The organism is Flavobacterium sp. 5 (assembly GCF_002813295.1).
In the GTDB taxonomy this organism is placed as follows: domain Bacteria; phylum Bacteroidota; class Bacteroidia; order Flavobacteriales; family Flavobacteriaceae; genus Flavobacterium.
Map to the genome: position 1 here is coordinate 89443 of NZ_PHUE01000001.1, position 13634 is coordinate 103076.

The 13634-nt window shown below is 31.2% G+C and carries 11 protein-coding genes; 8 read left to right on the plus strand and 3 right to left on the minus strand.

From position 1 onward, the window contains the following. The first annotated feature begins 167 nt into the window (after nucleotides 1–167). From CLU82_RS00385 to CLU82_RS00420, 8 genes are all read left to right on the plus strand, one after another. Nucleotides 168–2027: a U32 family peptidase gene (locus CLU82_RS00385; protein WP_100841219.1), complete on the plus strand. Its 1860-nt coding sequence runs from the start codon at nucleotides 168–170 to the stop codon at nucleotides 2025–2027. Nucleotides 2028–2376: 349 nt separating this feature from the next. Beyond that, nucleotides 2377–2952 (plus strand): DJ-1/PfpI family protein, encoded by a 576-nt coding sequence (locus CLU82_RS00390; RefSeq protein WP_100841220.1) that lies wholly within the window; start codon nucleotides 2377–2379, stop codon nucleotides 2950–2952. A gap of 232 nt (nucleotides 2953–3184) precedes the next feature. Continuing rightward, nucleotides 3185–3694 (plus strand): GNAT family N-acetyltransferase, encoded by a 510-nt coding sequence (locus tag CLU82_RS00395; RefSeq protein WP_100841221.1) that lies wholly within the window; start codon nucleotides 3185–3187, stop codon nucleotides 3692–3694. A gap of 54 nt (nucleotides 3695–3748) precedes the next feature. After that, on the plus strand, nucleotides 3749–4213 hold the full coding sequence (locus CLU82_RS00400) for a DUF962 domain-containing protein (RefSeq protein WP_100841222.1): 465 nt from the start codon (nucleotides 3749–3751) through the stop codon (nucleotides 4211–4213). Nucleotides 4214–4279: 66 nt separating this feature from the next. Continuing rightward, complete coding sequence (locus CLU82_RS00405; RefSeq protein ID WP_100841223.1) at nucleotides 4280–4744, plus strand: DUF1569 domain-containing protein; 465 nt, start codon at nucleotides 4280–4282, stop codon at nucleotides 4742–4744. 371 nt (nucleotides 4745–5115) lie between these two features. Further along, nucleotides 5116–6198: a glycine cleavage system aminomethyltransferase GcvT gene (gene gcvT / locus CLU82_RS00410; protein WP_100841224.1), complete on the plus strand. Its 1083-nt coding sequence runs from the start codon at nucleotides 5116–5118 to the stop codon at nucleotides 6196–6198. Between the two features lie 7 nt (nucleotides 6199–6205). Then, nucleotides 6206–8245: a S41 family peptidase gene (locus CLU82_RS00415; RefSeq protein ID WP_100841225.1), complete on the plus strand. Its 2040-nt coding sequence runs from the start codon at nucleotides 6206–6208 to the stop codon at nucleotides 8243–8245. An 82-nt stretch (nucleotides 8246–8327) separates the two neighbouring features. Continuing rightward, nucleotides 8328–9038: a YebC/PmpR family DNA-binding transcriptional regulator gene (locus CLU82_RS00420; RefSeq protein ID WP_100841226.1), complete on the plus strand. Its 711-nt coding sequence runs from the start codon at nucleotides 8328–8330 to the stop codon at nucleotides 9036–9038. A gap of 92 nt (nucleotides 9039–9130) precedes the next feature. On the opposite strand, the gene CLU82_RS00425 is transcribed toward CLU82_RS00420, so the two are convergent. The 3 genes from CLU82_RS00425 to CLU82_RS00435 all read right to left on the minus strand — a co-directional run bounded on the left by CLU82_RS00425 (nucleotide 9131) and on the right by CLU82_RS00435 (nucleotide 13613). Further along, complete coding sequence (locus CLU82_RS00425) at nucleotides 9131–10069, minus strand: LamG domain-containing protein (protein ID WP_100841227.1); 939 nt, start codon at nucleotides 10067–10069, stop codon at nucleotides 9131–9133. 369 nt (nucleotides 10070–10438) lie between these two features. Beyond that, nucleotides 10439–11479, minus strand: a complete 1041-nt coding sequence (locus CLU82_RS00430; RefSeq protein ID WP_100841228.1) for a PLP-dependent cysteine synthase family protein — start codon at nucleotides 11477–11479, stop codon at nucleotides 10439–10441. A 73-nt stretch (nucleotides 11480–11552) separates the two neighbouring features. After that, the gene (locus CLU82_RS00435; protein WP_100841229.1) at nucleotides 11553–13613 is read right to left on the minus strand and encodes a S9 family peptidase; all 2061 of its coding nucleotides are present in this window, start codon (nucleotides 13611–13613) and stop codon (nucleotides 11553–11555) included. Nucleotides 13614–13634: the final 21 nt, after the last annotated feature.

Below are 13634 nucleotides of genomic sequence, written 5' to 3' on the forward strand. Positions count from 1 at the left end.
AACAAATAAAGTTCTGATAGTTAATTTTATAAAGCCATTAGCTCTTTGCTAAGCAAAAAACACAACTTTCCACCTTACAATTCAAAAAAAATCCTTTTGAGTTAGAAATCTTGGAATATTTATAAGACCTTTGCACGCTTTTAAAATTATAAATTGATCATCAACTGATGAAGAAGAAAATAGAAATACTTGCTCCTGCAAAAGATTTAATGGGAGGAATGGCAGCCATCAACAGTGGTGCCGATGCTGTATATATTGGTGCACCATTATACGGAGCGCGTTCCAATGCAACCAATTCCATTGAAGACGTAGCTGCTCTGGTTCAATATGCGCATTTATTCCATGCTCAGGTTTTTGTAGTAATCAATACCATTTTGTACGATAACGAACTAGAATCTTGTCGTCAAATGATTTGGAAATTGTATGATGTTGGTGTAGATGCCCTTATTATACAAGACATGGCAATTATGGAAATGGACTTACCTCCTATCGTTTTGCACGCTAGTACACAAGCGAACAACAGAGATGCTGATAAAATTAAATTCTTGAAAGATGCTGGAATGAAACGTGTGGTTTTGGCACGTGAATTAAACCTTCACCAAATCAAACAAATTAGTGACGCTTCGGATGTAGAACTAGAATTCTTTGTAACTGGTGCTTTGTGTGTTTCTTTCAGTGGAAACTGTTATATGAGTGTTGCCAATGGAGAACGTTCTGCAAATAGAGGTTCTTGCGCACAAAACTGTCGTTTACCTTATAACTTAATCGATGGTCATGGCGAAACTTTAATCAAAAACAGTCATTTGCTTTCTATCAAAGATTTTGATGTTTCGGATCAAATTCCAAATTTAGTAGAAGTTGGAGTTATTTCGTTTAAGATTGAAGGTCGTTTGAAAGATATCGTTTATGTAAAAAATAACGTTTCTTATTTAAGACAAAAACTAGATTCTTTTCTTGAAGGAAGCGATAAATACACCAAAGCCTCTTCTGGGAAATGTACTTTTCTTTTTGATTCTGCTTTAGATAAAAGTTTCAACCGAGGTTACACCGATTATTTCGTTAATGGAAGAGAGCAGTCAATCGGTTCTTGGGAAAGTCCAAAATCAAAAGGGCAATACATTGGTAAATTACTTAAAACTATTGGAGGCGCTTACCAAATTGAAAATGGAGAATTACTAAATAATGGTGATGGACTTTGTTTCATCAACGAAAACAATGAAGCCGAAGGGATTTACGTAAACAAAGCCGAAAATGGTTTAGCTTATCCAAATGTGCTGAAAGAAATTAAAGATGGTACATTTATTTACAGAAATAATGATGCCGCTTTCATCAAAATTGTAGAAAGAGAAGACAGTGCTGTTCGTAAAATAGGAACTTCTTTATTGTTAACTGAAAATCAAAATGGTTTTGAATTAATAGCAACTGATGAAGATGGTTATGTAAGTACTGTTCAATTAGATCATGCAAAAGAACAAACCAAAAACAATCTTTCAATAGAAGATAACATCAAAACACAATTGGCAAAAACAGGTTTTACACCTTATACTGCTGATGAAATTGACATTCTATTCACTCAAAATTGGTTCTTACCTATTTCAAAAATCAATGAAATGAGAAGAACTGTTTACGAACAATTATCTGAAATTCGTTTAGCAAATTACAAACGTGAAGAACATCAATTGGTAAAAACATCACATCCTTATCCAGAAGCAAAATTGGATTTCATGTACAATGTTTCCAACAAAAAAGCACGTCAATTCTACGAACGTCACGGCGTTACTGAAATTGAACAAGCTTTCGAATTGCAATGGGATCCTGGGAAATCACGTGTGATGACTACTAAATATTGCATTAAATACGAATTGAAAAAATGCCCAATACATCAAAAAGATATTATGGGAGAAAAACTCAAAGAACCATTAGTTCTAAAACAAGGAGAATTGGAATACAAACTAAAATTCAATTGCAAACCTTGCGAAATGGAAATTTGGGAAAAAGACGCCGAATTCGAAATTGAAGAAGATTAGTTAATCATTTTTCAAAATAATATCAAAAGCTACAAAGTAAATTCTGTTTTACATTGTAGCTTTTTTTTTAAATTTCAGTTAAATATCAAAATTAATATCATACAATTCAAAATATTTATATTCCACCATTAAGAAATTTAGAAAAGTTAAGCTTAATGTGTCTTAATTTCTTAATGGTTAAAAAACTCATTTAAAAATTGTTAGTTCTTTTATACAATACTACTGAACAAAAATAAGTTACAGTTCTAAAAATCAAAATATTAAACACTTTTTTATTAACTTTATAAAAAGAAAAATCTTGATTTTAATAATTTTTTAAAACTCATAACAAATTTTAAATTTTGAAGAAATGAAAAAAGTATTATTCCTAACAGGTGATTTCACCGAAGATTATGAAACTATGGTTCCATTCCAAATGCTGGAAATGATTGGTTATACCGTTCATACCGTTTGTCCAAACAAGAAAAAAGGAGACACAATAAAAACTGCAATTCATGATTTTGAAGGAGATCAAACCTATTCCGAAAAACCAGGACATAACTTTGCATTAAATTATAGTTTTGATGACGTAAAAGTGAATGATTATGATGGATTAGTAATAGCAGGAGGAAGAGCACCTGAATACTTACGATTACACGAAAAGATAATCGAAATCACTCAACATTTTTTTGCAACCAATAAACCAGTAGCCGCAATTTGTCACGGTATTCAGATTTTAACTGCTGCTAATGTGGTAAAAGGCAGAAAACTTACTGCTTATCCTGCTGTCGGTCCAGAAGTAACGTTGGCTGGAGGTGAATTCCAATCTATTCCTGTAGATGGTGCTTTTGTAGATGGAAACTTGGTAACCTCGCCTGCATGGCCAGCTCACCCAAGTTTCATTAGAGAATTTCTAAAAATCATGGGAACTAAAATTGAAATTTAAAATAAGAAGATAAATAAAATTCACACAACTCTTCAATCAATGTCATTGCGAGGAACGAAGCAAACTCAATAAAATGATCAACGACTGAGAATATGCCAGATGTGATTGCTTCATTCCTCGCAATGACGTATCCCTTTTAAGAACTACAACAAAGATAATTTTGCTGTAGTTTTTTTTATCTTTGTATGTCAAAAATTAAACATTCAAATTACCCATTTTTAAACAAACCCACATGATTACAACAGCAACTCTAGAAGATGTTATTGCCTTAGAAAAATTAATTAATTCTGCCTATCGTGGAGAGACCTCTAAACTAGGATGGACCACAGAAGCCAATTTATTACAAGGTGAAAGAATTACTATAGATGAACTATCTGAAATAATTAATAATAAAGAAAATACTATTCTAAAATTTACAGATAACAATCAAATTATTGGTTGTGTATTACTTGTAAATAAAGGTAACAAACTCTATCTCGGAATGCTCACCGTTTCACCCGAATTACAAAATAGTGGCATTGGAAAAAAATTATTGCAACAAGCAGAAGAGTATGCTTTAAAATTAAGCTTACCTAAAATTGTAATGACAGTTATTTCGATTAGAGAAGAATTAATAGCTTGGTATAATCGTCATGGTTTTATAGATACAGGAGATCGAGAGCCATTTCCTCTTAATGGCACCGATGCTATTTTAACTCAAGAACCATTAGAATTTATTTTTCTTGAAAAAAAAGTATACTAAACAGCTCTCTATGACATACTATTTTATAAATTAGAACAAAAAAACATCTAAATTATGAAAACACTAGATCAATGGTTTGAAGAATATGCCGTAAGTCATCAAAACCCAAGAAACAAAGCGATACATTATATTTGTGTTCCTGCCATTTTCTTTTCTATTGTAGGATTGTTGATGAGTATTCCTAGTGATTTTTTAAATAATCTATTTCATTTAAATCAACCTATTATAGAAAACTGGGCTGCTATAGTTTTGATATTTGTATTACTTTTCTACATTCGATTATCAGTTGCTATGGCTATAAAAATTGCTATTTTTTCAGTTTTATGCTTAGCCTTTAACTATTACATTGGGCTGCTTGTACCGCTTTGGGCTTTTTCTATAGGTGTGTTTGTTTTGGCTTGGATTGGCCAATTTTATGGTCATAACATAGAAGGTAAAAAACCATCATTCTTAAAAGATATTCAATTTTTGATGATTGGTCCAGCATGGGTTGTTCAAAATTTATTTTCTAAAAAATAACATACAAATTCAATACAATTAAACTTTCTAAAATCATCCAGAAATACACTGGATAAATCCCCTATTATGGAAGAACTAAAATCGCTAATAATTGAATTAGAAAACAAAATTCAAAATATGGAGGCACTTAATCCAATGATTTCAAAATCATCTGTAGGCTGGCATATTGAACACGCACTATTAGTAATGAACTTAACTATTACATCAATAAAAAAATCAAATCCAAAAAATTACAAAAGAACTTTCAATTTCAACCGAATTCTAGTATTTGTAATGAATAAAATTCCAAGAGGAAAAATTAGAGCTCCAAAAATCGTTCAGCCTAAAGAAGACTTCACTCTGGATTCATTAAAAGAACATATTAAAAAGAGCAAACATAACTTAGAAGAATTAAGCACTTTGAATCCCAATTCTTATTTTGAACATCCTTTTATGGGGCATTTAAAACTAAAAGCCACAATTCGTTTTATAAAATTACATACTCAACACCATTTTAATATTATAGAAGATATTATCGAAAGTAAAAGTTAAAACTATAAAGCTTAAACCCGTTTCCATAAACAAATCATATTTAATTATTTATTGTATAAATAATTACTAGATATAAATAATTTTATGCTTTTGATTTTAAAATAGTTACACAAAAACACAAACACAAAAAACTTTACTTTAATTTTATTTCACCAATCCAAACTACAAGACCCTACATAATGGCATTCAGTTAAAAGTCTAAAGGAAGAACGAGTACAATTTTCAAACATGGGGTTATACCCTAAAATTGACAAATAATCAAATAAACAAGAAATAAAAGCTTTTATTTTATATTATTTTCAACATTTATAGTCTTTGCCAAGCAAAATAAAAGCTATAAATTAGCACTTTAATTTTTATATAAAAAAACAATGAAAAATACTGCTTTAACGCACATACACGAGGGTTTGGGAGCGAAAATGCTACCGTTTGCTGGATACAATATGCCAATTCTTTATGAAGGGGTGAATGCAGAACACGAAACGGTTCGAAATGCAGTAGGTGTTTTTGATGTATCACATATGGGAGAGTTTATTCTTTCGGGACCAAATGCATTGGCTTTGATTCAAAAAGTAACTTCGAATGATGCATCAACACTAACAATTGGAAGGGCCCAATATTCTTGTCTACCGAATAATGAGGGTGGAATTGTAGATGATTTGATTATCTATAAAATGGAAGAAGAGAAATATTTACTTGTAGTAAATGCTTCGAATATTGAGAAAGATTGGAATTGGATTTCATCTCATAATGATTTAGGAGTTGAAATGAGTAACCTTTCGGATGAGTATTCTTTATTGGCAATTCAAGGACCAAAAGCCGTTGAAGCAATGCAATCTTTGTCTTCTATTGACTTAGGTGCAATTGCATATTACCATTTTGAAGTGGCTGATTTTGCTGGTTTATCAGATGTAATTATTTCTGCAACTGGATATACTGGTTCTGGAGGATTTGAAATTTACTGCAAGAATTCGGATGCTGAAGCGATTTGGAACAAAGTTTTTGAAGCTGGTGCTTCTTACGGAATTAAACCAATTGGTTTAGCTGCGAGAGATACTTTGCGTTTAGAAATGGGATTCTGTTTATATGGAAACGACATTAATGACACAACTTCTCCATTAGAAGCTGGTTTAGGATGGATTACTAAATTCACAAAAGAATTTACAAATTCAGAAAACCTTAAAGCGCAAAAAGAAACTGGTGTTACCAAAAAATTAGTTGCTTTTGAAATGCAAGAACGTTCCGTACCTAGACATGATTATGAAATTGTTGATGCTTCAGGAGCCGTAATTGGAATTGTAACATCTGGAACTATGTCACCTTCAATGAATATTGGAATTGGACTAGGCTATGTTACTACTCCAAATAGCGCTGTAGACAGTGATATTTTTATCCGAATTAGAAAAAATGATGTTCCTGCTAAAGTAGTAAAACTTCCATTTTATAAAAAATAAACAGTTTATGAAAAAAATTACATTTGTATTACTCTTTTCTACATTTTCTGTATTGGCACAAAATAGCGATGCAAAATGTGATATTTTACTCAAAATAAACAAATTACTTCAAAACGAACATTATAATCCAAAGCCGGTAAACGATAGTTTATCGGCTTATGTTTTTGATGAATTACTAAATGATTTAGACCCTTCCAGAAACATTTTTTTAAAATCTCAGGCTGATTCACTTACAAGCAAATACCGCCTTCAATTGGATGATCTCATTTTAAAAAAAGATTGTTCTTTTCTTGATGATATAAAAACAGTATACATAAAATCACTTTTAAGAAATAAAACCATTCTTGAAAAACTAAATAATCAATCGATTGATTTCAATACAAAAGACACTATCCGATTTAAACAGCGGAATTTTAATTTCTATTTAAAAGCAAACGAAGTTGAAAAGGCCTGGAATAAAAAAATCAGATACGAAGTATTTATTGATATCGCTGAAAAAAGCAAAAATATTGACTCCTTAAAAGTTAATTTTAATTCAATGAGTCATAAATATCAAAAGAGTATCATTGAAAACGAACTTTGTAAAATCAACGCATCACTTACTGACGAAAAACCTTTTGAAGACAATTTTTACAATATTTTTTGTGGCTATTTTGACCCTCATACCAATTATTTTAGCAACGATACTAAATCAAGTTTTGTTTCGACTTTATCAAAGGAAAAACTTTCGCTTGGATTGGAAGTTAGCTTAAATGATAAAAACGAAATAATTGTAACTGAAATTAACCCTAATGGTCCTGCCTTTAAAACTGCTAAAATCAAAAAAGGAGATCAAATATTAGCTATATCTAATCAAAAAGAAACACTAGAGGTTTCCTGTTCATCTTTAGAATCGATAGCCACAATGATGACATCAGAATTAAACAAAAATATTACATTAACGCTTAAACATAGTTCTGGCAAAAGCTTCAAAATAACTATTGAAAAACAAATTTTAAAAGATGAAGAAAATACTGTGTATAGTTTTATAGTTGATAAAGACATCAAAGTAGGCTATATAAAAATACCAAGTTTCTATTCCAATTTTGAAGGAGGAAACAATAAAGGATGCGCTCAAGATGTTGCTAAAGAAACAGTAAAACTAATACAAGATGACATCCAAGGCTTAGTTCTTGATTTGACTGATAATGGTGGCGGATCTATGGAGGAAGCTGTAAAACTAGCAGGCCTATTTATTGATCGTGGACCTATTTCAATAGTTGTAGATAACAAAAAGAAATTATCTGTAATAAATGACCCTTATAAAGGTGTTATTTACAAAGGTCCCGTTATTATTATTATCAATGGAAACTCAGCTTCAGCAAGCGAATTTTTCGCCGATATTATGCAAGATTATAATAGAGCAGTTTTAATAGGAAGCACCTCTTTAGGTAAAGCGACAATGCAAACAATTCAGCCATTAGAAGAAAATGATGAACAGCATTTTGTAAAACTAACCATCAGCAAATTTTACAGAATAACTGGAAAAAGTCACCAAGCCATTGGTGTTATTCCAGATGTACCTATTCCTACTATTTATCAAGATGTTTTTCAAAAAGAGAGTGGATTTCCAACCGCTTTAAAAAATGACAACTTAAAATCAAGAATTCGTTTTACTCCTTATGTTAGTAATGAATTAATTGAATCACTTGCTCAAAAAAGTAAAGACAGAGTTGCAAAAGATACCTATTTCAATTCCGTTATTACTCTTAACGCAAATATTGACTCTATATTAAAAAAATCAAAGTTAGAGATACCAATGACCTTAGATGCTATCTGCCAAAACCTAAACAGTATTAATAACTTATCAGATGAAATCAATAATTTTGACACAAATAAGCTTAATTTAAACATATCTAATTCAGAATATAACCAAACATTACTAATGGTTAAACCTTCGCTTGTTGAATATAATAAAATACAACTCGAAAATTTAAAATCTAATCATTATCTTAATGAGGCAATATCAATTATATCTGACTATAAAGTATTAAGAAAAACTAATTAACAAATTATACAAAAAAGATTTTCCATAGTTTTTGGTAAAATAAGGAATAGCTGTATTTTTGTATTTCAAAATAAAATAATAAATGGGAAGAGCATTTGAATTCCGAAAAGGTAGAAAAATGAAACGTTGGTCTGCAATGGCCAAAGCCTTTACCAGAATTGGTAAAGATATTGTAATGGCAGTAAAAGAAGGAGGTCCAAATCCTGAAGCCAATTCAAGATTAAGAGCTGTTATTCAAAATGCTAAAGCCGCCAACATGCCAAAAGACAATGTTGAACGAGCTATCAAAAAAGCAACCGATAAAGACACTGCTAACTATAAAGAAGTATTATTTGAAGGATATGCTCCACATGGTATTGCGCTTTTGATTGAAACAGCTACAGACAACAATAACAGAACCGTAGCAAACGTTAGAAGCTATTTCAACAAATGTAATGGGACTCTAGGGACTCAAGGTTCTGTAGAATTTATGTTTGATCACACTTGTAATTTCAGAATTCCTAAAGAAGGTATTGATCCTGAAGAATTAGAATTGGAACTAATCGATTTTGGTGCTGAAGAAGTTTTTGAAGATGAAGATGGTATCTTAATTTATGCTCCGTTTGGGAGTTTTGGAACTATCCAAAAAGAATTAGAAAGCAGAAGTTTAGAAATATTATCTTCTGGTTTTGAAAGAATTCCTCAAATAACAAAAAAATTAACTGAAGCTGAAATGGCAGATGTTGAAAAATTAATTGAAAAAATGGAAGAAGATGATGACGTCATGAACGTATATCATACCATGGAAGAATAATACTCAAAATCATAAAGTAAAAAAAGCTCTAGGAATCTAGAGCTTTTTCGTTTTTTCAAATCATCAAATTATTTCTCTTCTACCTACAATTACTAATTAGATGTTAGACTTTTAGCCTTAGCACCTTCCAAATTAGTAACTTTTAGCAAATAAGTTCCTTCTGGCAATGTTCTAATATCAATTTCATTTTTATCACCAGTAAATACTTTCAATCCTTGAGTGGAATAAATTTCAGATATTCTAGAATTTATTGTTTCTACAGGTGTCGATAATACAACATTGCTTTTTGCTGTCGAATTTGTTTTTGCAACTTTTTTCACAATTACTTTTGAAGAATTTGATACAGAAGCAATAGCATCATTTGGAGATAATATTGAACTATTATTATACAAAGTAGCAATTTCATCGGCAGATAAAGCAACATTATAAATTTTCAGATCATCTAAATCTGCATTTATACTAACTGTTGATCCTATTTTTCCTATTCCAAAAACCACTGCTGAAGTTAATTTTCTTGAGCTTATAGAAGATTTAATCAATTCACCATTTCTGTAAATTTTAGAAGTCAATCCATCATAAGTTACCACATAATTATACCAAGTACCAGAAGCAATTGTAGTGGTAACAATTACATCATTACTCGGCCCCCAACAAGCTAGATTTAAATCAGATTTTGAAGTAGTTGTACTTTGCTGTAACAGACCAAAATATTGTGCATTAGTCAAAGACCCGTAGCCCCAAATATAATTAGCTGTTGCAACATCATTATATTTAACCCAAATAGAAACTGTACGCTGAGAATTAGAAACTGGCAAATTAACAATAGTTGCTTCTAAAATAGTATTAGTAACACGTATAGCATTATTAGCTATACCTGTCCTGTCCTTCACAAATTTAGCAACGCCAGAAAATGAGATATCATTTGCTGTATTACTAAGAGTACCATTAAAATTAAATTCTTGAATTGCTGTTTGAGCATTAACTTGAAAAGAAAATACCAACATTACTGTAAGGAGTATAATTTTTTTCATAAGCTGTAGGTTTTAAATTTACAGTATAAATAATCTGGAAATCATTTATATATCAAATTTATAACTACATCATAACAATAACCTAAATATTCCGATGAACTGTAAAAATAGTCGTTTAATCAACTAAAAAGCTAACAACTACCGATGAATTATATTCAATTAAACACTATTATTTCATTATTTCATTTTAAAATTCACACCGTTTTAACCATATCACTGTTAAAAATCAAAACAAAACCATATTTACATCCAAAACAAAGTAACATCATCAAACCAAAACCAATTTAATTAATTACTTCATTTATCTTAAACATAAAAAAAGTCCCAGATTTACATCTAGAACTTTTATATAATTAAGCAGTAAATATTTTATTTTATAAATTCTATTTTCTGCGCTTCTTCTTCATTAATACTGTCAAAAAATCCTTGATCATTCATCCAGTCATCACTAAACACTTTACTCATATAACGAGAACCATGATCGGGAAAAATAGCAACTACATTACTATTTTCATCAAATTCACCTTCTTCTGCATATTGTTTAATCGCTTGCATTACTGCACCCGAAGTATAACCAACAAACAAACCTTCTTTTCTGGTAATCTCTCTTGCTGAGTGAGCACTTTCCTCATCAGATACTTTGATAAACTTATCTATTATATCAAAATCAGTAGCCGATGGAATTAAATTTTTACCTAACCCTTCTATTCTATAAGGATAAATTTCATCATTATCAAACTCTTTGGTTTCGTGGTACTTTTTCAAAACCGATCCAAAAGCATCAACCCCAAGAACTCTAACATTAGGGTTTTGTTCTTTTAGAAATTTTGCCGTTCCAGAGATTGTTCCTCCAGTTCCGCTACAAGCAACAAGATGTGTTATTTTTCCATTCGTTTGTTTCCAAATTTCTGGACCTGTAGACTTATAATGAGCATCAATATTTAATTGATTAAAATATTGGTTGATATATATTGATCCTTTTGTTTCTTCATGCAGTCGTTTTGCTACATTGTAATAAGAGCGATCATCATCTGCAGAAACGTGAGCAGGACAAACATAAACTTTCGCGCCCAAGCTCCTCAACATATCAATCTTGTCTTTTGAAGATTTTGAACTCACTGCAAGAATACAATTGTACCCTTTTATGATACTTACCATCGCTAAACTAAATCCGGTATTACCAGAAGTCGTTTCGATAATTGTATCACCTGGAGATAAAATTCCTCTTTTTTCTGCTTCTTCAATAATGTACAAAGCAATTCTATCTTTGGAAGAATGTCCCGGATTAAAAGATTCTACTTTTGCATAGAAATTGCCTTTTAAATTCTCGGTTACACTATTTAGCTTAACAAGTGGAGTATTACCTATTAATTCTAAAATATTATTATAAGCATTTATTTCTTCTTTCATAAAAAAATAGTTTATCTGAGAGCATTTTTTTAATAGACCCCGATATGATGCAAATCTAACAAAAAAAATCTAATTACTTTTCAATTTTCTCTAAATCTAATAAAAAACTGTACTCTTTTGCCAATTCTTTGAGTGCTTCAAAGCGACCAGATGCTCCACCATGGCCTGCATCCATATTAGTATCCAAAAAAAGCAAATTATCATCTGTTTTTAGAGCACGCAACTTAGCTACCCATTTAGCTGGCTCCCAGTATTGTACTTGTGAATCATGTAAACCTGTAGACACATACATATTTGGATATGTTTGCGGTAATACATTATCATACGGAGAATAAGACAACATGTAATCAAAATATTTTCGAACGTTAGGATTACCCCATTCGTCATATTCGCCAGTAGTTAATGGAATACTATCGTCCAACATAGTGGTTATAACATCCACGAAAGCTACTTGGGCAATAACACCATTATACAATTCAGGTGCCATATTAACAACTACTCCCATCAATAAACCTCCAGCAGAACCGCCTTCAGCATATAAATGCTGCGGAGAAGTATATTTTTCAGCGATTAAAAATTTGGAACAATCAATAAAATCAGTAAATGTATTTTTCTTATTTAATAGTTTTCCATTCTCGTACCATTGTCTTCCCAAATCTTCACCGCCACGAATGTGTGCAATTGCAAAAATAAAACCTCTGTCCAAAAGTGTCAAAACTGTCGAAGAAAAAGTTGCATCCATAGAATGTCCGTACGAGCCATAAGCATATTGAAGCAAAGGATTATTCCCATCTCTCTCCAATCCTTTCTTATACACCATTGAAATAGGTACTTTCACACCATCTCCAACTGTAGCCCAAACTCGTTCTTCTATGTAATTTTCTTTATTAAACTTACCACCGAGAACTTCTTGTTCTTTTAAAATCTCTTTAGTTTTAGTTATCATATTGAAATCAATGACCGATTTTGGAGTCGTCATAGACTGATATCCGTAACGAAGCACATCTGTATCAAAATCAACATTTCCCGATGCGTAAGCGGTATAAGTTTCACTTTCAAAAGGAAGATAATACTCCCCTTCCCCATTCCAAGGCATAATTCGGATTTTATTCAAACCATTTTCACGCTCTTCTAAAACCAAGAAGTTTTTAAATATCTCGATATCTTCTAATAAAACGTCTTCTCTGTGTGCAATAACTTCTTTCCAATTGGCTTTTGAAGTTTTATTAACAGCCGTTTTCATTAGTTTAAAATTCTCAGCTTTATCTTTATTAGTTAAGATGTAAAAACTATCCCCATAATGATTAATACTGTATTCCAATCCTCTTACTCGCTTCTGAAAAATTTTAAATTCACCATCTGGAGTATCTGCATCAAGGATTTGATATTCGGTTGTCAAAGTACTTCCTGATTCAATTGCCAGATATTTTCGAGACTTAGATTTTGCAATTTCAACATTAAACGTTTCATCTTTTTCAAAATAAACCAATACATCCTCAGTTTGTTTTGAACCTAATTTGTGTTTAAAAATTTTATCTGAACGAAGGGTTACATCATCCTGATCCGAATAAAAAATGGTTTTATTGTCATTGGCCCAAACAGCACTTCCTGTAACGTTTTCTATTTTATCCTCTAAAATCTCGTTGGTTTCCAGATTTTTTATTTGAATGGTATAAATGCGTCTTCCAACAATATCATAACTAAAAAGAGCCAATTTATTATCAGGACTGATACTCAAAGCTCCCAATTGAAAATAAGGTTTATCCTTTGCCATTTCGTTGCAATTGAACAGAATTTCTTCATTTGCCGAAAGGCTGCCTTTTTTTCGGGAATAGATTGGGTAATCCTGTCCTTTTTCAAAACGTGTGACATAATAATACCCATTGTACAAATAAGGAACCGATTGATCATCTTCCTTTATTCTGCTTTTCATTTCTTCAAAAAGAGTAGCTTGAAAATCTTTAGTATGCGCCGTTTTTTCCTGATAATAGGCATTTTCCTGATTCAAATAATCAATAACCTCTGGGTTTTCCCGATCGTTTAACCAAAAATAATTATCGATTCTGACCTCATTAAATTTTTTTAATTTCTTAGGAATTATTTTTGCTACTGGAGCTATATTGTTTTCAGGCATTGTTTGCGAGTTGATTTAGTA

Coding starts and splice junctions, on each gene's coding strand:
- CLU82_RS00430 (WP_100841228.1), bottom strand. CDS start 11,479: ATGAAAGAAGAAATAAATGCTTATAATAATATTTTAGAATTAATAGGT.
- CLU82_RS00400 (WP_100841222.1), top strand. CDS start 3,749: ATGAAAACACTAGATCAATGGTTTGAAGAATATGCCGTAAGTCATCAA.
- gcvT (WP_100841224.1), top strand. CDS start 5,116: ATGAAAAATACTGCTTTAACGCACATACACGAGGGTTTGGGAGCGAAA.
- CLU82_RS00425 (WP_100841227.1), bottom strand. CDS start 10,069: ATGAAAAAAATTATACTCCTTACAGTAATGTTGGTATTTTCTTTTCAA.
- CLU82_RS00385 (WP_100841219.1), top strand. CDS start 168: ATGAAGAAGAAAATAGAAATACTTGCTCCTGCAAAAGATTTAATGGGA.
- CLU82_RS00420 (WP_100841226.1), top strand. CDS start 8,328: ATGGGAAGAGCATTTGAATTCCGAAAAGGTAGAAAAATGAAACGTTGG.
- CLU82_RS00395 (WP_100841221.1), top strand. CDS start 3,185: ATGATTACAACAGCAACTCTAGAAGATGTTATTGCCTTAGAAAAATTA.
- CLU82_RS00405 (WP_100841223.1), top strand. CDS start 4,280: ATGGAAGAACTAAAATCGCTAATAATTGAATTAGAAAACAAAATTCAA.
- CLU82_RS00435 (WP_100841229.1), bottom strand. CDS start 13,613: ATGCCTGAAAACAATATAGCTCCAGTAGCAAAAATAATTCCTAAGAAA.
- CLU82_RS00415 (WP_100841225.1), top strand. CDS start 6,206: ATGAAAAAAATTACATTTGTATTACTCTTTTCTACATTTTCTGTATTG.
- CLU82_RS00390 (WP_100841220.1), top strand. CDS start 2,377: ATGAAAAAAGTATTATTCCTAACAGGTGATTTCACCGAAGATTATGAA.